This is a genomic window from Corynebacterium sp. HMSC05H05, from assembly GCF_001807265.1.
Classification (GTDB): Bacteria; Actinomycetota; Actinomycetes; order Mycobacteriales; family Mycobacteriaceae; genus Corynebacterium.
Window position 1 is genome coordinate 102808 of record NZ_KV788386.1, and the last position, 19374, is coordinate 122181.

The 19374-nt window shown below is 61.8% G+C and carries 19 protein-coding genes and 2 pseudogenes; 11 read left to right on the forward strand and 10 right to left on the reverse strand.

What is annotated here, in order from left to right; genetic code table 11:
• Positions 1-19: 19 nt before the first annotated feature.
• A complete protein-coding gene (locus tag HMPREF3151_RS04605; RefSeq protein WP_070473923.1) occupies positions 20-862 on the reverse strand; it encodes a DUF3097 domain-containing protein in 843 nt (280 codons plus the stop codon).
• Between the two features lie 40 nt (positions 863-902).
• Between HMPREF3151_RS04605 and HMPREF3151_RS04610 the strand changes: the two genes are divergently transcribed.
• Entirely contained in the window at positions 903-1655 is a 753-nt protein-coding gene (locus HMPREF3151_RS04610) for a hypothetical protein (RefSeq protein WP_070473925.1), read from the forward strand.
• Here HMPREF3151_RS04610 and HMPREF3151_RS04615 read toward each other — a convergent pair.
• The 3 genes from HMPREF3151_RS04615 to HMPREF3151_RS04625 all read right to left on the reverse strand — a co-directional run bounded on the left by HMPREF3151_RS04615 (position 1652) and on the right by HMPREF3151_RS04625 (position 5447).
• Entirely contained in the window at positions 1652-2689 is a 1038-nt protein-coding gene (locus HMPREF3151_RS04615) for a ferrochelatase (RefSeq protein ID WP_070473927.1), read from the reverse strand. The two genes, HMPREF3151_RS04610 and HMPREF3151_RS04615, sit on opposite strands and share 4 nt — an antisense overlap.
• An 18-nt stretch (positions 2690-2707) precedes the next feature.
• Positions 2708-4426, reverse strand: coding sequence for a DIP1281 family NlpC/P60 protein (locus HMPREF3151_RS04620; protein ID WP_070473929.1), 1719 nt, complete (start codon positions 4424-4426; stop codon positions 2708-2710).
• A 547-nt stretch (positions 4427-4973) separates the two neighbouring features.
• Positions 4974-5447 carry an Rv1476 family membrane protein gene (locus HMPREF3151_RS04625; RefSeq protein ID WP_070473931.1) on the reverse strand — a complete coding sequence of 158 codons (474 nt, stop codon included), beginning with the start codon at positions 5445-5447 and terminating at the stop codon, positions 4974-4976.
• 209 nt (positions 5448-5656) lie between these two features.
• Here HMPREF3151_RS04625 and acnA point away from each other — a divergent pair, with 209 nt between their 5' ends.
• The 3 genes from acnA to HMPREF3151_RS04640 all read left to right on the forward strand — a co-directional run bounded on the left by acnA (position 5657) and on the right by HMPREF3151_RS04640 (position 9838).
• Positions 5657-8434, forward strand: a complete 2778-nt coding sequence (gene acnA, locus HMPREF3151_RS04630; RefSeq protein ID WP_210383714.1) for an aconitate hydratase AcnA — start codon at positions 5657-5659, stop codon at positions 8432-8434.
• A 92-nt stretch (positions 8435-8526) separates the two neighbouring features.
• Positions 8527-9078, forward strand: a complete 552-nt coding sequence (locus HMPREF3151_RS04635) for a TetR/AcrR family transcriptional regulator (protein ID WP_070473935.1) — start codon at positions 8527-8529, stop codon at positions 9076-9078.
• Positions 9079-9115: 37 nt separating this feature from the next.
• A complete protein-coding gene (locus tag HMPREF3151_RS04640; RefSeq protein WP_070473937.1) occupies positions 9116-9838 on the forward strand; it encodes a glutamine amidotransferase-related protein in 723 nt (240 codons plus the stop codon).
• Here the strand turns inward: HMPREF3151_RS04640 and HMPREF3151_RS04645 are convergent.
• Positions 9835-10503: an NAD(P)H-binding protein gene (locus HMPREF3151_RS04645; protein ID WP_070473939.1), complete on the reverse strand. Its 669-nt coding sequence runs from the start codon at positions 10501-10503 to the stop codon at positions 9835-9837. The genes HMPREF3151_RS04640 and HMPREF3151_RS04645 overlap by 4 nt on opposite strands.
• Before the next feature lie 41 nt (positions 10504-10544).
• Between HMPREF3151_RS04645 and HMPREF3151_RS04650 the strand changes: the two genes are divergently transcribed.
• Positions 10545-10814, forward strand: coding sequence for an ACT domain-containing protein (locus tag HMPREF3151_RS04650; protein WP_070473941.1), 270 nt, complete (start codon positions 10545-10547; stop codon positions 10812-10814).
• Between the two features lie 9 nt (positions 10815-10823).
• Positions 10824-12188, forward strand: a complete 1365-nt coding sequence (locus HMPREF3151_RS04655; RefSeq protein WP_083290184.1) for a PFL family protein — start codon at positions 10824-10826, stop codon at positions 12186-12188.
• Between the two features lie 598 nt (positions 12189-12786).
• Here HMPREF3151_RS04655 and HMPREF3151_RS04665 read toward each other — a convergent pair.
• A complete protein-coding gene (locus tag HMPREF3151_RS04665; protein ID WP_141741320.1) occupies positions 12787-13329 on the reverse strand; it encodes a phospholipase A2 family protein in 543 nt (180 codons plus the stop codon).
• Positions 13330-13862: 533 nt separating this feature from the next.
• Positions 13863-14036: a PLDc N-terminal domain-containing protein gene (locus HMPREF3151_RS11805; RefSeq protein WP_141741321.1), complete on the reverse strand. Its 174-nt coding sequence runs from the start codon at positions 14034-14036 to the stop codon at positions 13863-13865.
• Here HMPREF3151_RS11805 and HMPREF3151_RS04670 point away from each other — a divergent pair.
• The 3 genes and pseudogenes from HMPREF3151_RS04670 to HMPREF3151_RS04680 all read left to right on the forward strand — a co-directional run.
• Positions 14011-14517: pseudogene (locus tag HMPREF3151_RS04670) on the forward strand (DUF711 family protein); the annotation flags it as partial. The gene HMPREF3151_RS11805 and the pseudogene HMPREF3151_RS04670 overlap by 26 nt on opposite strands.
• A gap of 41 nt (positions 14518-14558) precedes the next feature.
• Positions 14559-15242 (forward strand): MerR family transcriptional regulator, encoded by a 684-nt coding sequence (locus tag HMPREF3151_RS04675; protein WP_070473947.1) that lies wholly within the window; start codon positions 14559-14561, stop codon positions 15240-15242.
• Positions 15232-15822: a hypothetical protein gene (locus tag HMPREF3151_RS04680; protein ID WP_070473949.1), complete on the forward strand. Its 591-nt coding sequence runs from the start codon at positions 15232-15234 to the stop codon at positions 15820-15822. The genes HMPREF3151_RS04675 and HMPREF3151_RS04680 overlap by 11 nt, the downstream gene beginning before the upstream one ends.
• On the opposite strand, the gene HMPREF3151_RS04685 is transcribed toward HMPREF3151_RS04680, so the two are convergent.
• Positions 15823-16068, reverse strand: coding sequence for a PLDc N-terminal domain-containing protein (locus HMPREF3151_RS04685; RefSeq protein ID WP_070473951.1), 246 nt, complete (start codon positions 16066-16068; stop codon positions 15823-15825).
• Between the two features lie 644 nt (positions 16069-16712).
• Between HMPREF3151_RS04685 and HMPREF3151_RS12270 the strand changes: the two are divergent.
• Positions 16713-16841: pseudogene (locus HMPREF3151_RS12270) on the forward strand (IS256 family transposase); the annotation flags it as partial.
• A gap of 766 nt (positions 16842-17607) precedes the next feature.
• Here the strand turns inward: HMPREF3151_RS12270 and HMPREF3151_RS11815 are convergent.
• Positions 17608-17904, reverse strand: coding sequence for a hypothetical protein (locus tag HMPREF3151_RS11815; RefSeq protein ID WP_141741322.1), 297 nt, complete (start codon positions 17902-17904; stop codon positions 17608-17610).
• Positions 17905-17977: 73 nt separating this feature from the next.
• Positions 17978-18391 carry a hypothetical protein gene (locus tag HMPREF3151_RS11820; RefSeq protein WP_141741323.1) on the reverse strand — a complete coding sequence of 138 codons (414 nt, stop codon included), beginning with the start codon at positions 18389-18391 and terminating at the stop codon, positions 17978-17980.
• A 330-nt stretch (positions 18392-18721) separates the two neighbouring features.
• Between HMPREF3151_RS11820 and HMPREF3151_RS04690 the strand changes: the two genes are divergently transcribed.
• On the forward strand, positions 18722-19312 hold the full coding sequence (locus tag HMPREF3151_RS04690) for a hypothetical protein (protein WP_070473953.1): 591 nt from the start codon (positions 18722-18724) through the stop codon (positions 19310-19312).
• The last annotated feature ends 62 nt before the right edge of the window (positions 19313-19374 follow it).

A 19374-nucleotide genomic window follows, 5' to 3' on the forward strand; every position in this document is an offset into this window, starting at 1 on the left:
TGATTTACCCTACATCTGTCTAGAGGTCGTGTTTGGACAATTCGGGGTTGGTGACGAAGTCCACCAGCCGCTCAACCGCCCCGATGAGCGTGGAATCCAGGTCGCGGAAGGTGCTCACCGAGGAGGACACGCGGCGCCACCCCTCCTTCGGGTCCGACCAGCCGAGGCGGCGGCACACGCCCGTCTTCCAGTCCTCGCCGTAGGGCACCTCCGGCCACGCGGGGATGCCCACGCTGGACGGTTTCACTGCCGCCCAGATGTCGATGTAGGGGTGGCCGGTGACCAGCACGTGCGGGCCGACGTTCTCCACCAGCCGGGATTCCTTCGTGCCTTCAATCAGGTGATCCGCCAGCACGCCGATGCGACGTCCGGGACCGGGCTGGAACTCGTCGAGACGCTCCTGCAAATTGTCCAGGCCTTCGAGGTACTCCACCACCACGCCCTCGACGCGCAGGTCGTGGCCCCAGACCTGCTCCACAATCGCGGCGTCGTGGATACCTTCGACCCAGATACGCGACGGCATCGCAACCTTGGCTTTCACGTTGGCCACCTTGCGCGATCCGGAATTTGACCTCTTCGGCCCTTCGTCGCGCGGTGCCACGTAACGGGTCAGCGTCACGCGCTGGCCCTCCACCATGAACGCGCCGGGGAGCATCTTGAACAGCCGCTGCGTGCCGTAGCGGTCCTCTAAACGCACGAAGTCGCCGTCATACGTGCGCTCGAACTCGACGACTGCGCCGACGAAGTCGTTGCCCACAATCTCCACGATGATGCCGGGCTCTGCCGGCATCTCCGGGTACGTCGGGCGCTTCGTGCGCGCGTGTCCGCTGAAAATGTCTCCACTGTACCGGCTATCTCCCATAATGCGTCCGCATTGTATCGGCCCCGTTACACTGTCCCGGATGCACACGCGCGCCGAAGTCTATTCACCCCTCCAGAACACCGCCGTTTGGCTTGCTGCCTGGCTCTACAACGTCGAGTCTTCCGACGACACTGTCGACGCGCTGACGGACCTCGGAGGTGCGCATTCGTACGGCAGCCTGCCTATGGCGCATTTGCTTCACGACGTCCGCTCCGCCGCCGACCTGACCACCCCCGGACCCGCAGTCAGACTCGTCCTCTGGGGCTCAGGCCAGGCGCCGCGCCTTCGGGCCGGCTCGCCCGCGATGGAGGCGCTGACGCAGGCCGGCGCCCTGGTCGTGCGTGGCACCAGCATGCACCACATCCTGGTGCCGGAGTACTCGGGCAGCGGGGTGAACTGGCGCTGGTTCGAGGACCCGGAGCCGCTGCCGGAGCCGGAGTGGCTTTCACCCGGCGAGGCCGACCAGTTGCTCTCGCGCGCGACCGAGCAAGCGGCGGTGCTGATCGAGGCCGCAGGCGGCACCCGCAAGGAGCTGCCGAACCCGCGGCTGGCGGTGGGCACGCTGGCGGACTTTTACGACACCCCGGGGCTTCCCGCCGGCGTCACGCCGCGCGCGGCGAAGCTGTTCGCCCGCGCCGACCGCGTTGCGGCAACGATTGAGACGGTGACCGACCGTCTGGGCGACCACTCCTTCGACCCCCAACTTTTCGCGCTGTGGCGCCACGTCCGTTCCGCCCGCATGGCCGGTGTGGCCGATGCGGTGGTGGATTACCAGCGCGAGTGGTCGAGTTAGCGCTGCGGGCGCTTCACCGGTGCGCAGCAGCCTTCCTTGCACGGCGCGCCGTTGACAGTGCAGCCCTGCACAGTAACCCCAGACAAGGTTTTAGGCTTGACTTCTGCTCCGGCAGCCTCGGCGATGTCGACCACCATGCTCGCGAACGCTGGCTCGAGTCCGACGGTCGGGGTGCGCTCTAAGGTCACGCCCATCTCCTCGCACGCCTGCTTCAGCTCGGTGTCGAGGTCCCAGACCACCTCCATGTGGTCGGTGATGAACCCGAGAGGCACGCAGATGAGGTGCTCCATCCCCTCGCGCTGAAGCTCCTGCGCCCGGTCCACCACGTCCGGCTCCAGCCAGGGCGTCGCCGGGTTCCCGGAGCGCGACTGCCACACCACCTCGTAACTGTCTACGCCTGCGTGCTTTGCGACGAGCTCCGCCGCCTCCGCAACCTGCCTCGAGTACAGGTGCTGGTCTGCCGGGCCGCCGGAGTTCTCGTCCGCGACCGTGGGCACGCTGTGCGCGGTAAACAGCACGCGGGTCTCGCCGGTCGCTTTCTCCACGGCCGCTCGTAGTCCGTCTGCCACAAGCGCGACGAACGTCGGGTGGCCGTAGAACTGCCAGAGCTTGGTGTAGGTGATCTCCGGCGTCACCTCGCGGATGCGCTGGATGTCCTCGTCGTACTGCCGGCAGGCTGAGTACCCGCCCCAGGCGCTGGTGGCGAAGACGAGGACGTTCCTGTGGCCGTCGTTAAGCAACTGCTTCGCTGTCTCCTCCGCGAACGGGTGCCAGTTGCGGTTGCCGAAGTAGACAGGCAGGTCAATGCCACGCGCCGAAAGCTCGGCCTCGATGTTGGCGATGAGCTCGCGGTTCTGCGCGTTGATGGGGCTCACACCGCCGAAGTGGAAGTAGTGCTCGCCGACCGCTGCAAGGCGCTCGCGGGGGATGCCGCGGCCGCGCGTGACGTTCTCGAGAAAAGGAATAACCTCGTCCTCTCCCTCGGGGCCGCCGAAGGAAAGGACGAGGAGTGCGTCGTAGTCGTTGAGAGCCATGCCCTCGAGCTTATCCCGCTAAAGCAGGCGCACCGCGTTCGGAGCCATGCCGGACCAACGCACCGGAGCAATGGTGACGTTCTGGCCGGACTGCGGCGCCTCGATCATGGTGCCGTCGCCGAGGTAGATGGCCACGTGCTGGTTACCGCCCGGGCCCCAGAACAGCAGGTCGCCGCGCTGCGCCTCGCTGGCGGGGATCTGGGTGCCGCGCTGGTACTGGTAGCCGGTGTAGTGCGGGAGTGCCACGCCGGCAGCCGCGAACGCGTAGAGCACCAGGCCGGAGCAGTCGAAGCCGGAGACCGAACCACCGTTGACGCCGTTAGTCGGGCCGTTGGCGTCGCCGCCGCCCCACACGTACGGGGTGCCAATCTGGGACTGTGCACGCGCGATCACAGCCTCCACCTGGGAGGAATCCGACACCGCGGCGACAGACTTCTGCGACTTCGCAGAGACGTCAGCGGCGGTCTCGACCTCTGGCAGCACCGCGGAGAGGGAATCCGCAGAATCTCCGGACTCCGCGGTGTCTGAAGTTTGCTCGACTGTGCCCAAAGCGCCGTTCAGGCCGTCCGCGAAAGCGGTAATCAACTGCGCCGTGTCCGTATTGGAATTGTCGAAGGAGCCGTGGTTCGCCGCTACGCCGCCCACCATCGCGATGCCGGCGGCGACGGCGCCAACCTTGGCAATCGTGTCGCTGTCCAGCGCCGGCAGGCCGCCCTGGGAGGACAGCGCGGCGATGTCGCTGTCGGAGGAGGTCTGCGCAACCGTGCGCACGGCATCCACCACGACTTCGCGGCTGGGTTCGGGAGCCTCTGGGGCGTCGTTGGAGACGCGCTGACGCACCAGGTCCACGACCTCTTCCGGCACCTCGTAGGTGGTGTCGCCCTTGGACACGGTCAGGGTGGCCGCGTAAGGGTCGGCAGTGATGGCGTTGTCGGGGGCAGCCTCGGCGTGCTCTCTGCCTGCAGTTTCAGACTGCGCCTCTGGCACGTCTGGCTGCGAGTCGGTTGGAGTGTCGGCCTGTGCCGGGCGCTGCTGCTCCAGCTCCTTTTGCGCACTGTCCAGTTGAGACTGCGCGGCGTCGCGCTCAGCGACGGAGGATTCGAGCGCGGCGCGGTTGGCGTCGAGAAGCTCACGCGCGCTTGCCTCGGCCTGCTTAGCTTCCGCCTCGGACGCGTCGGCGAGTTCGCTGGCCTCACGCAACGTGGCTTCCTCATTGGCGGCCTCAGCACGTGCCTGCTCGGCCTCGGCGAGCTTCGCCCGCTTTTCCTCAGAGCGCTGCCTCAGGAAAAGCGAACGGTCCAGCACGTCGCGCTGGGTGTCCTTGCCGCTGACGGCGACGAGGGCGTCGCTCGGGCTTGCGCCGCGATATTGCGAACGGCTCAGTTCGTCGAGCTCGGCCCGGAGGACGTCGACACGTTCCTGCGCCTCGTTGAGACGCCGCTTCGCCTCGTCCTTGCCGCGGCGGGCCTGTTCGGCCTTCACCTGCGCATCGTGGAGGTCCACCAGGGACTGGTTGACGGACTCCTGCAGGCCGCCGAGGTCCAGGTTAAGCGCGTCGACGTCGGCTTGAGCGCGGGACACAGCGGTCACGAGCTCGCCCATTGCAGAGGTGGAACTCTGACCGGTGGCGGCGGGGCTGACTAGACCCGCCGCCAAAGAAACAGTTGCGGCACACGCGGTAGCGCCGAGCACATTTCGCGCACGAGCAAACCGGGTGCCCCTTTGTGGATTAGCCACGAAGGTGCTCCTCACACCGCTCGCCGCGCACACTTCAGCAGCACTCGGGCGATCAAGAAAACCCGAGGTGTCAAAGCGCATGCGAAAACCGTGACTAGCGGTTCCACGAGCGGTCTAGATGTTGACTACTGACGCGGCAGCGCGAATCGCGGCTGGCACAGCAGTGCCCTGGAACCTGGTACTCGGCGTGCTTCCCCACATGCCCGAACCTTCGCGGGCGCTTGACTAGAGCGCCCTGACGGTGCCATTGCGTTGCGTGTGACAACCATCGACCCGCGAGCCGATACGGGAACCATACGTCAAGGCAACAAACTTGTATCCCTTTTGTTACAAACAATCTCGGCAGTCAAGGCTATTCACATGATTCACACACGCCTCACCAGCGCAAACCATGGCTCGTGCGCGTTACGTGATGTTTGTCACACCGGCGGATGCGGGTTCGCAAAAGTTGACCGAACCGATAACAATGCAGAATCTGACCTGCGGGTTTTTAGCTGGCGAGTCAACTTTTGCGAGCGGTGCGTCAAGGCAGCAAGCTTGTCGACGATTACCCGCGGCGGGCGGAGAACACAGCCGCCGCGGCTACCGCGGCAAGGACCACGAGCACGACCGCGACAATCAGCGGCCAGTTCACCGAAAACCCGTTGGCTGCGTCGGCGAAGGCGTGGACGCCCGCAACGTAGTCCGGCTCGGCGGCCATGGCCCGCTCCCCGCGCTCCACCTGCGCGCGAGTCAAAGAGTCGCTCACACCGACAGCCACCTGCGGGGTGCGAACCAGTACCGTGTCGAGCCCGGTTTCGGCGGCCGTGTCCTGCGCCAGGTCGCGGAGATCGGCGATCACCGGCGGGGTCTGCTCGAGCACGATCATTCCCGCCGGGTCGAAAGAGTCATTGCCGGCGTCTGCGAGAGCGACCTCCAGTGCTGGACCCAGCTCCGCATTGACTGGATTCTCGGTGCCGAACGCCACTGGAGACGACGCGAGCTGAGTGACGAGCTCTTCAAGCGTTGCTTCGTTCTGCATTGGCCTCGCTCCTTGCACGGTCCAGCGATCTGAGTGGTCGAATGTGGAGTGTAACGATGGAGTCCGAAGGTGTGTCGATAAGCGCAATGCGAAAACATAACGGGCGTACTGTTAATATGGGCGCGGAACTATGGAAGGTCGCATAAACTGGTGGCTTGACCATAGGGTCGCTAACCCCTGATTTGATACGACGAGAATTGGAGCTCACCGTGGCAGAAAGCAAGAACTCGTTCGGTGCCAAGAAGACGCTCGAGGTCGGCGGTAAGTCTTACGACTACTTCGCGCTCGACGCAGTCGAAGGCATGGAGAAACTCCCCTACTCCTTGAAGGTGCTGGGCGAGAACCTCCTGCGCACCGAGGACGGCAAGAACGTCACCGAGGACCACATCAAGGCAATCGCGAACTGGGACCCCTCGGCAGAGCCGAGCGTGGAGATTCAGTTCACCCCGGCACGCGTTCTCATGCAGGACTTCACCGGCGTGCCGTGCGTGGTCGACCTTGCAACCATGCGTGAGGCCGTGAGCACCCTCGGCGGCAATCCGGACCAGGTCAACCCGCTGAACCCGGCCGAGATGGTCATCGACCACTCCGTGATCATCGAGGCATTCGGCTCCACCGACGCGATCGACAAGAACGTCGAGATCGAGTACCAGCGCAACGAGGAGCGCTACCAGTTCCTGCGCTGGGGTGCAGAGAACTTCTCCAACTTCCGCGTCGTCCCGCCGGGCACCGGCATTGTCCACCAGGTCAACATCGAGTACCTCTCCCGCGTCATCTTCGACAACGAGGGCCTGGCCTACCCGGACACCTGCATCGGCACCGACTCCCACACCACCATGGAAAACGGCCTGGGCATCCTGGGCTGGGGCGTCGGCGGCATCGAGGCTGAGGCTGCGATGCTGGGCCAGCCGGTCTCCATGCTCATCCCGCGCGTCGTCGGCTTCAAGCTCACCGGCGAGATCCCGACCGGCGTGACCGCAACCGACGTCGTGCTCACCATCACCGAGATGCTCCGCGAGCACGGCGTGGTGCAGAAGTTCGTCGAGTTCTACGGCAACGGCGTCAAGGAAATCCCGCTGGCGAACCGCGCCACCATCGGCAACATGTCCCCTGAGTTCGGCTCCACCTGCGCGATCTTCCCGATCGACGAGGAGACCATCAACTACCTCCACCTGACCGGCCGTTCCCAGGAGGACATCGATCGCGTCGAGGCATACGCCAAGGCACAGGGCATGTGGCTGGAGCAGGACGCCACCGAGGCGGAGTACTCCGAGTACCTCGAGCTGGACCTGTCCACCGTTGTGCCGTCCATCGCTGGCCCGAAGCGCCCTCAGGACCGCATCCTGCTGTCCGAGTCCAAGGACACCTTCCGCAAGCAGCTGCCGGACTACAACACCGCAGGCGAGGGCACCGAAGAGCCGGTTCGCGCAGAGAAGGTCGACGCTGTCTCCTACAACGAGTCCTGGGCCGCCAACGGCGAGTCCGCCGCCGAGGGCGCAGAGGGCCGCGCGTCCAAACCGGTCATCGTCGAGTCCCCGAAGGGCGGCGAGTACACCCTGGACCACGGCTTCGTGGCCATCGCCGCAGTGACCTCCTGCACCAACACCTCCAACCCGTCCGTCATGGTCGGCGCCGCCCTGCTGGCACGCAAGGCCGCCGAGAAGGGCCTGAAGGCCAAGCCGTGGGTCAAGACCATCATGGCTCCGGGCTCCCAGGTCGTGGACGGCTACTACGAGCGCGCGGACCTGTGGAAGGACCTGGAGGCCGTCGGCTTCTACCTCTCCGGCTTCGGCTGCGCATCCTGCATCGGCAACTCCGGCCCGCTGCCGGCCGAGGTTTCCGACGCCGTCAACGAGTTCGACCTCACCGCAACCGCCGTCCTGTCCGGCAACCGCAACTTCGAGGGCCGCATCTCCCCGGACGTGAAGATGAACTACCTCGCGTCCCCGCTGCTGGTCATCGCCTACGCCATTGCCGGCACCATGGACTTCGACTTCGAGACCCAGCCGCTGGGCCAGGACGCCGACGGCAACGACGTCTTCCTTAAGGACGTCTGGCCGTCCACCGAGGAGATCGAAGAGACCATCGCAGGCACCATCTCCCGCGAAATGTACGAGGCTGACTACGCCGACGTGTTCAAGGGCGACGAGCAGTGGCAGGGCCTGGATATCCCGACCGGCAAGACCTTCGACTGGAATGAGGACTCCACCTACATCCGCAAGGCGCCGTACTTCGACGGCATGCCGGAGGAGCCAGAGGCAGTCCAGGACATTGAGGGCGCACGCGTGCTGGCGAAGCTGGGCGACTCGGTGACCACCGACCACATCTCCCCCGCTTCCTCCATCAAGCCGGGCACCCCGGCCGCGAACTACCTGGACGCCAACGGCGTTGAGCGCAAGGACTACAACTCCTTCGGCTCCCGCCGCGGCAACCACGAGGTCATGGTCCGTGGCACCTTCGCCAACATCCGCCTGCGCAACCAGCTGGTGGACGAGCAGGGCGGCTACACCCGCGACTTCACTCAGGAGGGCGCACCGCAGGCCTACATCTACGACGCCGCGATGAACTACGCCGAGAAGAACATCCCGCTGGTGGTCATCGCCGGCAAGGAGTACGGCACCGGTTCCTCCCGCGACTGGGCCGCAAAGGGCACTAACCTGCTGGGCGTCAAGGCCGTCATCGCCGAGTCCTTCGAGCGCATCCACCGCTCGAACCTGATCGGCATGGGCGTGCTGCCGCTGCAGTTCCCGGAGGGCCAGTCCCACGAGTCCCTCGGCCTGGACGGCACCGAGACCTTCTCCATCACCGGCATCACCGAGTTCAACAACGGTGAGATCCCGGCCACGGTCCACGTCAAGGCTGAGAAGGACGGCGCCGACGCTGTCGAGTTCGACGCAGTGGTGCGCGTGGATACACCGGGTGAGGCGGAGTACTTCCGCCACGGCGGCATCCTGCAGTTCGTGCTGCGTCAGATGGTCAAGAGCTAACACGCTTCCGGCCATCGCGTAAGGGGCCCCGCGGCGTGCGGGGCCCCTTCCCCATTTTCTCCCCACTATCTGGAGCCCGAAGGAGCCCCCTTATGCCGATTGTCAGCGACGAAGAGCTGCAGCGCCGCCGCGGCGAGATCATCGACGCCGCCCGTGTGTGCTTCGCGCACTACGGCTACGAGGGGGCAACCGTGGCCCGCCTGGAAGAGGCCACGGGCAAAACCCGTGGTGCGATCTTCCACCACTTCGGCGACAAGGAAACGCTGTTTCTGGCCATCGCCGAGGCAGACGCAGAACGCCAGGCCCAGGTGGTCAGCGAGCGTGGTTTGGTGGAGGTCATGCGCGGCATGCTCGTGGACCGCAGCTCCAACGACTGGTTCACCACCCGCGCCGAGATCCTCCGCAAGCTGCGCACCGACCCCGAATTCGAGGCGCGCTGGCGCGAGCACCAGGAGGTGCTGGACCTTGCGGTCCGCGCGCGCTTGGAGTCCAACAAGCACATGCGTGACGACGTCCCCGTCGCCGTCGTGCAGACCTACCTGGAGACAGTGCTCGAGGGATTCATCACCAAGCTCGCTTCAGGCGAGCCCGTGGACCGGCTCGAGGCGATGCTCGACGTGGTAGAGCAGTCGGTTCGCGGGTAATTCCGAAGAATAGACTAAGCGGTATAGAATTGCCGCTATGTCAAAGCTGCTTTTCCTCTCCCTTCGCAACGGCGAGATCGGGCCGGACGTCGCCCACGCCGAATACCACGACGCCCTGCGCGCCACGGGCGTAAGCGAAGTGGACATGGAGCTGCGCGTCATCGACTCCCCCGACTCCGAGCTCGGCCCCCTCGACCCCGTCAGCGGCATCATCGTCGGCGGCTGCTCTCTGAATGTGACCAACCCCGAGCGCGACGCGTGGCACAAGCGTATCGACGACATCCTGTCCGCCACCGTCAACTCCGGCAAACCCGTCTTCTTTGTCTGCTTCGGCATCTCCTGGCTGGTGGATCACCTCGGCGGCGAGGTCGGGCGCACCCACCCCGAGCCGTCCGGCCCGACCACCGTGAACGTGGTTGCGGAAGACGAGCTCGCCGGTCCCAGCGGCACGTTCACCGCCCTGACCGGCCACACCGAGAACCCGATGCGCGTGCCCGATTCCCTCACCGTTGTGGCCACCGGACCCGACGGCCTGGTGCAGATGGTCCGCTACGGCGCCCGGGTGTGGGCCACCCAGTTCCACGCCGAGATGGATGCCGACGCGATGCGCACACGCATGGACTTCTTCCACGACTACGGCTACTTCCCCGCCGAGGAGTACGCCCGCATCGTCGCCGACCTGCCCAACCACGACGTGAGCCGGGCGAATGGGCTGTTGCGCACATTCGCCCGGCTCTGCACCGAGGGCCGGTTCGACTAAATCTCCGAGACCTTCGCGTCGCCGCCTTCGAAATCGAGCGGGTTGCGGTCGAACTGCGTGCCGCGGCCGACCGACTCGACGATCACATCTGCCACAAGCTCGCGCGGGGTTTCTGACGAGGGGTCCCTTTGGTCGTCGAGAAGCGCAATGCCCTCCGACGGATCATCGGTGAGACGGGTGGGGCCGAGGATCTGGTACGTCAGGTCGGAGGCGAGCAGACGCTTATCGACGGCCTTCTTCGCCTCGACGTAGGCGTACCACGGGCCGCCGTCGTCCTCCGTGGTGGCCTCAGCGGCGCCGGCGTAGGAAACCATGACGGTAAACGGAGCGAACTCGCCGAGCTCCTCGAGCGCGTCGATCATGGCCATCGCCGCGTCGCGGTCCACGGCGTAAGTGCGCTCTGCCGAGCCGCCACCGGCGCCCGCGGACCACACGACCACGTCGAACGGGGTGAGCAGGCGGGCCCAGTCCTCCTCGTCGAGGGTGGTGAGGTCGCGGACGATGGCGGTCGCGCCGTCGTCGACAAGCTGTTGCACATGGTCCGGGTTGCGCACGAGCGCGCTGACGCTGTGACCAGCTTTTACGAGCTTGGGGACGGAGTGGCGCGAGACGTTGCCACCCGCACCGAGAACGAGCACGTGTTGGCTTTGCTTAGGTGTTTCCATAACGCCCACCGTAACGCTATTTCAGCGCCTATACTTTGCGCATGCACGCAATTATTACGACCACTGGCAAGGACCGTCCCGGCGTCATCGCCGCAGTTGCGAAAACCGCAGCCGACGAGGGGCTGAACATCCTCGACGTCTCCCAGACCATCATGGACGACTTTTTCACCATGATCATGCGCGTTGCACTGCCCGAGGGCGAGGTGGACATGGGGGCGCTGCAGGAGGCGTTCGACGCCGCCGGCAAGCCGCTCGGCATGGTCGTGCGCATCCAGTCCGAGGCCCTGTTCAGCGCCATCAACGACATCTAAGGGGCGCAAGTGAATTTCGAGTTTTCAGACGCGCGGTTCCTCGACGTCATCCGCATGATCGAGGATTACCGCCTAGACATCCGCACCGTGACCATGGGCATCTCGCTTATCGGCTGCACCCGCCCGACGATGGAGGCCACCGCGCAGGCGGTGTACGACCGCGTAGTTGAGCGCGCCCGCAACCTGGTGCCGGTGTGCGAGGGTATAGAGCGCGAGCTGGGCATCCCGATCGTGAACAAGCGCATCTCCGTCACCCCCGTCGCGCTGGTGGCGGCGGGCGCCGAGGGCAACCCGGTGGAGATTGCCCGCGCGCTGGATCGCGCGGCCGGCGAGCTCGGCGTGAACTTCGTCGGCGGCTACTCCGCGCTGGTGGAAAAGGGCGGCACGACCGCCGATAAGCGCCTGATCAATTCCATTCCGGAGGCGCTCAGCGTCACCGATAACGTGTGCGGGTCGGTCAACGTGGCGTCGTCACGCGCCGGCATCAACATGAACGCCGTGGCCAAGATGGGCGAAATTGTGAAGGAGGCCGCAGAGGCGACCGCGGACCGCTCCTCCATCGCCTGCGCAAAGCTGGTCGTCTTCGCCAACGCCGTGGGCGACAACCCGTTCATGGCCGGCGCGTTCCACGGCATTGAGGAGCCCGACACGGTGATCTCGGTGGGTGTGTCTGGTCCGGGTGTGGTGGACAACGCGATCGCCCCGCTGAAGGGTGCGAGCCTGAACGAGGTCGCCGAGGAGATTAAGAAGGCCGCGTTCAAGATCACCCGCGCGGGGCAGCTCGTGGGGACCATGGCTGCCGAGCGCCTCGGCGTGCCGTTTGGCATCGTGGACCTCTCGCTCGCGCCGACGGCGGAGATGGGCGATTCTGTGGCGCACGTGCTCGAGCGAATGGGCCTGGACCAGGTGGGCACGCACGGGACGACTGCCGCGTTGGCGCTGCTCAACGATGCCGTGAAGAAGGGCGGCATGATGGCCTGCTCCCGCGTGGGCGGCCTGTCCGGCTCGTTCATCCCGGTCTCCGAGGACAAGGGCATGATCGACGCGGTTCACAGCGGTGCCATCTCCATGGACAAGCTCGAGGCGATGACCTCGATCTGCTCCGTGGGCTTCGACATGATCGCCATCCCAGGCGACACTTCTGCGGAGCTCATCGCGGGCATGATCGCCGACGAGGCTGCTATCGGTGTGATGAACCACAAGACCACCGCTTCGCGATTGATTCCGGTGCCAGGGACCAAGCCCGGCGACGAAGTGAACTTCGGCGGCCTGCTCGGCTACGCACCGGTCATTCCAGTAAACACGGTGGGTAACGACGAGTTCATCCACCGCGGCGGGTTCATCCCCGCGCCGGTGCACGGTTTCAGGAACTAGCGGCCGAGACAATCTCCGATCATCCATGATTCAACATTTGACCGATCACGCCCGTGCTCGCACCGTCGCGATGACAATTGCCGTAATAAACAGTGGGATTCCACATGCTATCCAAACAAACAACATCCCGATACCCCATAGGGCGGTGTGATCGCCTGGCCCCTGAACCGCCGTCATGATCGGGTAATAGAGCGCAGCCCCCGCAGTAGCACCCAGCGCGCCCATGAGCGGTCCACGGACGGGGTCCGCTGGAACCTTTGCGCTTGCCAACAAGCAGACCACAAGCAAGATGGGAATTGTTACAACAGCCATGTCTTCATCTGCTTGAGACGCAGCCCAACTGTCAATGCCTGCGGATACAAGAGCCACAATGGCGCAGCTAATGACAGCTAAAGTGACCGCGTAGCTGGTGCTGGATAGACCTGATTGAACGCGACCATCCCTCTTGATGCCACTACTGCAAACGTAGATCAGAACGGCGACGACCGCGGTAGGAGCCAGGACCAGTAACAATCCAAGTGCGAGTGCGGACACGATACCGTCCATCAGTTCTCCCCTCCGGAAGACGAAACTATCGCCACTATCTCAAAAATAGATGTCAGCACACCGGCCGGCAGGTCATGGCAGCACGGATTACCTGAATCGCTGCCTCAATGTAAGTTCGATCTGCTCCACCGTACTCCCCCTTGATGTTGTTCATGGTGGCCACAAACGCAACATCGCAGGCAATCATCGCGGAGCGGTCTCCATTTGCGTCTCCTATGCAGGTGTCGTGTCGTTGGCAAACGGAGTCCGCGCTGTTTTGTGGGGCTCCGGGGCCGGAATTGCCGGCTCCGCAGTAGTTCCAACGATCCACCAGAGGAGCCCGAGCAACGGTTGAAGGCCCCTCCTCGTTAACCCACTTCTCTTGCGATATGTCGTTGAATGTTTCACCGATTTCCAAGATGTCGTCTTCCACACCGGCTTCACGGGCTTCTACGGTGTTGAACATCATCAGGCCGTTATCTTCGTACTCTACGAACTCGTCGAAGATTGCATTGATTTCGGATGTCGAAGGGTGGGCCTGCGCATTAACTGTCATGGCAACGAGAAGCACCACTAGACTGGTCACAGCTGTAATATCCAGCACTCGACGAAACACGATATTACCTCCTCATGGACATCGCACTACTGACACTAACACGATCCTAACCAGGTGTCTACGAAGTTGCCTTGATAGCAATCAGGTGAAAGATTTACCACCAAGGGCTCTCAGGAATCGGTATGGAAGGAGTTCTACCGTGGTACCCAAGGTTTTAACGTCGCTAACGGGGGCGGACGCTCAAACACGAGCTGGGACTACAACGCGACCCAGGAAGGTGGCTCCTCGACCGTTTATGAGTGACCCAGAGGTATTCTTACCCACGGAACGTTTACGGATCCTTGCATTAATGAGCCTGTTTTCGGCCGTCTAGTCAGTTTTTTGCACCTGCTTTCCTGCAGGATTGTCGTGGCGGGTCGCACGCTACTTTCGCTTTGGGCGGCTGCATGGGTGTAGTCAAACACCGCCTGAGAGTGCTTCCGGCCCAGCTACGAGCCCCCTGACTTTTTGGCGCTGCGTCGCCCCTGACAGGGGAAGAAACCTGCGCCGGCCAGATGTGTTCGCTTCTATGCGGAGGGCAGCACTGTGAATGATTAGCGTTTCTTACCCATCGCGAACCAGGCGACCCAGCCCAGGGTGTTGACTGCGCCGATCACCGGGGTCCACAGCCACTTCGGCCCCCGGACACGCTTGGAGTTGGTGCGTGCGAGGTCGCGCAACGCGAAGGCCTTGCCGGCGGTGTCGATGGCGCACGTGCTCGAGCGCATGGGCCTGGACCAGGTGGGCACGCACGGGACGACCGCTGCGTTGGCGCTGCTCAACGACGCCGTGACGAAGGGCGGCATGATGGCCTGCTCCCGCGTGGGCGGCCTGTCCGGCTCGTTCATCCCGGTCTCCGAGGACAAGGGCATGATCGACGCGGTTCATAGCGGCGCCATTTCCATGGACAAGCTCGAGGCGATGACTTCGATCTGTTCCGTCGGTTTCGATATGATCGCCATCCCCGGCGACACCTCCGCCGAGCTCATCGCGGGCATGATCGCCGACGAAGCCGCGATCGGCATGATGAACCACAAGACCACCGCCTCTCGCCTCATTCCGGTGCCCGGCACCAAGCCCGGCGACGAAGTGAACTTCGGCGGCCTGCTCGGCTACGCACCGGTGATTCCGGTGAACACGGTGGGCAACGACGAGTTCATCCACCGCGGCGGGTTCATCCCCGCGCCGGTGCACGGGTTCAGGAACTAGTGCTTGACCCTCACACGATGTGAGGGTTTAAGTTTTGGTGCGTGAAGATTTCAGACGTGGCTGCGGCAGCCGGCTGCTCCGTCCGCTCGGTGCGCCACCTGCACGAACGCGGAGTTGTGCCAGAACCTGCGCGCACCAGCGGCAACTACCGCGACTACTCCGTCAGCGATCTAGTGGCGGTGATTCGGGCGCGTGCGCTTATCGACGCCGGTGTTCCAGTCGCCGACATCGAACGTGAAGACGCAGTACAACGTTCAATTGCCATGTTGGACGGCCACATCGCCCATCTGGAGAGGCAGCGGTCCCGGCTGCTGGCTATCGCGGAGGCGCCCGCCGGGTGCCCGCGCGATATTAGCGACAAACTTGCGGATGTGATCGACGATGCTGCGCTGCTGCAGATAGAGCTCGATTCCTGGGACCTCATGGCGCTCACTGGCGTCGCGACCGAGGCGACGTGGGCGCAGCTCAGGGCAAACCTCAAGGATGCTTCCTGTGTGGAGGCGGCGCGTAAGTCCGTCAATGTGTGGGGTGAGCTTGGGGCAATGCATTCACGGGATGTCGATGTTCCGCAGATTTCGGCGACGCTCTCGGCACTCTTTGCACGCGGAATTATGCGAGACGTCCTCCCTACCCTGCGGCAGGGTTCCGTCCCGCTCCAGGTGAAGGATCTTCCCACCCGGGGCGCCCAGCGGGTGGTGTTGGAGGAGCTCACCCGTGGCATCTAGAGCGATAACGTTGCTGAAGAAGCACCCTGCATACCGGGTAGCGAAGTTCGAACTGGGGCTGTACCGCGACTTGGGACGGTGGATCCGTGGACGCTGTCTCGTGCCCGATGGCGCGTCGCCGCTCCCCCATCCACCTGGGCGGTTGCAGATGCTTGGCTTTGTCACCGCAGTTTTGGCCATTGAGATGGTTGTTGTGCACCTGCTTTTGCCCGCAGGATGGGTGCGGCTGGTAGCGCTACTGCTTTCGCTCTGGGCTGTTGTGTGGGTGTGGTCGCTCATCGCCGGAGAACTTATCCGGCCAAGCTACGAGGGGCCTGACGCCCTGGTTCTGCGCCGCGGGAGAACGGTGTTCGCCGAGGTGCCTGCGTTGCTTGTGGCGCAGCGACGTACGGAGAGGACCTTTGCCTCTGACATCGAAATTGAGGGCAATACCCTGACCGTCGGTGGCTCCTGCGGGACCGACACACTCCTCGAGCTCAGCGAGCCCATCGAGGCCGCGGGTGACCGCTATCCCTGGCAGAAGGCGAAAACCGCGCCGGTAACACGCGTTCGCTTCTACGCGGGGCAGCGTGGTCTGTAGCTAGCGCTTCTTGCCCACCGCGAACCAGGCGACCCAGCCCAGGGTGTTGACTGCGCCGATCACCGGGGTCCACAGCCACTTCGGCCCCCGGACACGCTTGGAGTTGGTGCGTGCGAGGTCGCGCAACGCGAAGGCCTTGCCGGCGGTGTCGATGGTGGCGAGCACGCCGGCGAGGGTCTTCTGGTCGGAGGACAGTCCGTTCCAGGCGTCCCGGATGGTCTCGATGATCTCGTTGTTTCTTGCCATATTGCGAGTGTAGCGGGCTGGTTTCGGGGTCCACGTTTCGTCCGTCGATAAGCAAGATGCTCACTATGATGGACAAACTCTTGTGCGGTTTATGTTTCGGTTTGTACGTTCGCGGAAACAAATCTTCCGAACCGAAGGAGATTGAAAATGCAACGTCGTAAACTTCTGCACATCATTACCGAACGCGTTAACTGCGAACCCTGCGGGATCACAGTCGATCCAAACATTATGCAGTTCGAGTTGATTCTCGGTGACATTTTTGCGCACAGGTTTATGGCACCTGTATTACTGTATTTCTGTATTACTGTTGCTCTGGATAATTCGCCACCGTATGGGTAAATCAGAGCAGAGTGTGTGGTAAATTAGCGCAGCCTGACCTGGGGTTTCATTCCATGAGGGTAAATCTGCGCAGACAGCCCTGTGCAGCTGAAATGCGGTTACGTATGGCTTGCCATATGTCTAGCCATACGTAACCGCAGGTAAAAGGCATATTTTTCGCGTGTCATGGCTAGTGAATAACACCGGTGTCATTTAGCCCCCATATGGCTTAAACCCATTTTATTTGGCAAAAACGTCGACAAATTTAGGGATTATAAAAGCGGGATATGCGACAGAAAGTGTGTCTGTGCGGGTGGGGTACACGTGCGATCCGCCAACTGTGGCCACAGACAACCATCCAGCGCTGCCTTGTCCATGCCCAACGAGTTGTTTGCAGGCATGTCACCTCCCGGCCACGCACCGAGGCAGGCAAAACAATCTATATGTGTCAACTTATGCGCAGCTTTGACCTGGGGAAATGCTCGTATGCGTAAATCTGCGCAGGCTAATTTGGGTATAAAGAAAGCGCCCGCGTGGGGCGCTTAGTGGTTACTGGGGTTAGTCGAGCTGTGGGCGTGGTGCTCGTGGTCGGATTGACGTTGTTGTCTTGGTGACAGTGACCCCCTCGGTGGAAGCTTCAATGCCGGCGATGGGCCAAATATTTGCAATATCGGCGATTGCTTCACTCGTACGTCTTCTAAAATCTCTCATTTGAGCCGAGGACGTAACAGCTGATGTTGAGAAGTTTGCTGCCATCATGTCCCAGGTGAAGGTGTAGGCGACAATCAGACTGACTATACCTATCCTAGATACTCTTGAGCATTAGCAGGAAACAACGCCATCAAACCTTGCTTTGTGGTTCCACCAACTGCCAAAGTGATGATCGTGCGTTGCGTGAGGTGCGAGATATACGCATTCAGAATCTTGGCCGAAAGCGATTAAGACTTTGATTCCCTGTTTCCCTGGGCAATTATTTGTTACTTTTACGTTGTCAGCGCTTGGCTGGACGTTAACGCAGGTAGCAACCGGGGATGAGGCGGAAAAGAAGCTAATTTCGCCCTCAGCCGTATTTGGGAGAAAACCGTCTGGGTCGACAGAGAGTGGCACGGTGTCCCCAGGTTGATACTGATTATTTTCAGATGCCTGGGCGGTGACGGGGGACACTGCAGTTAGTAAAGCGCAACCTATTAAAGTGAGCCCTTTTTTCCATACCATTGGTGATCATCCTTTCTGGATATATTCCATAGAATTGAATCTATTCTTTTCAGGGGTTGAGGTAAGGAACATCTCTACAAAACCAGAGCCCTGGAGCATTTCGTCCCACTCGATAGATTCTTCATTTTTACTTAAATCAGGGAATCTTCCCCAAAGACGAACAACTTTTCCTTCGTGAAGTCCAGGGTTAAAGAGATCGAAGTGGTACCAGAGCTGATTTTCGGGGGAGCCGCTGTTTCTTCCCGCTTGGATGCCGACTCCTGCTAAAATTGTTTCCTCTGGGAGTATGGTGCCTTGAAACATTTGGGTGGATATATTTTTCAAAAACTTGATTTCATCAGTCGTGATAGAAATAAATTGATTGATGACTATTCTCCTAGCGGTAGAAAGCAGTGATTATTCCGACAGGTCGGCCGTCTCCGCTTGCGGGATCTACTCGCTCTGTGGCAACAACCGTCATAACTCTTCCATTGATTGGGTAAGAGCATTCTTTCTTGCCATTTCCTGCATTTAAGCCGCCTTTGCATTCGGGGGCGTTATGTAAAACTGTGTCAATCTCTGTAGTGGCTGGAACGAAACCGCCGTGACTGTCCTTGATGTGAGAAAGCCCAAAACCAACACTGCCGGGCTCATCTCCCTGCCCTACGCGGAGTGGAAGATCCTCGCCTTTCGGGCCAATGATTGTTTGGCTAATAGTCCAGTCAATTGGCTGAGCGGCCACTGCAGTGGGGGAAACAAGTAACCCGATAAATGCCACCAAAGTGGCGGATAGAAATTTCTTTACTTTCACGAGCAACACCCTTCAAATATATTTGGAAGATATGCGACGGGAGAGAATAAACCTTTGGCGCTGATGTTGGGGTCAAGTGAGACATGAATCAAAAAGGAAACCCTGTCTCATTACTTATGATGGTCTAGCTCTCCGTTTCCCGCAAGACCTTTTGTGAAAATATAAATTAATTTATTCAGAATCGACACCTCAGATCCTTTTCGGGGGCTGGCGCAGGCACTTACTTGGGTGTTCCACTGGAACTCAACGCCATTCGGCGCGAGCGTCACTGGCGAGCTTCTTAATGTCCACAGCGAAGAATATTTGACGTTGGATTACGCTCGAGGTGAGGTGACCCCGCAGGTCAGTGGGATGCCGAAGATGCGCAGCGCGCTAACCCCAGACGACGTGTATCCCTTATTCGAGCTGGTCTGGGCCAAAAATGAGCCAGACCCATACGGAGAGACGCCGAAGTTTCCGAAGCGCTCGGCGGTGCGGCTCATTTGCGAACGCAGTGGAGAACTCGCCTCCGGCATAGACGTCTTCTACCCAGTGGGCGGTGAAGACGCCATAGAGAAGTTCCTTCCCCGAGTTCACTGGGGCCAGACAGTTGATTCACTCTTCTCCGACCTCTGGCACTTCGGAGAGCTGAACGCTTTGGTGAAACCGTTTCAATTCCTGAAAATCGGCAACGAGTACGCGACTACGACACCGCCACCGCTCGAGGTTGACTGCCCGATGGCCACCGTTGATGTCCCCAACGAGTCGCTTCGGATGAGCACGGCTGACGGCGATTTGCTGATGATTGTGGACCTCACCAATGAGGCCGTTGAGCGTATGTTGGCCGAATTTAGGCGGCTAGTGGACCCCTGGGCGCAGCCTCGGATGCCCGTCGGTTCACATCCCGACTATGAGCCCTGGGCTGGCGCTGTGCCATTCTGAACAATGTGATCCTCGTAACAGTTGTTCTTCTTATGTGTTCGCTGGTGGACATAGATCCTGTT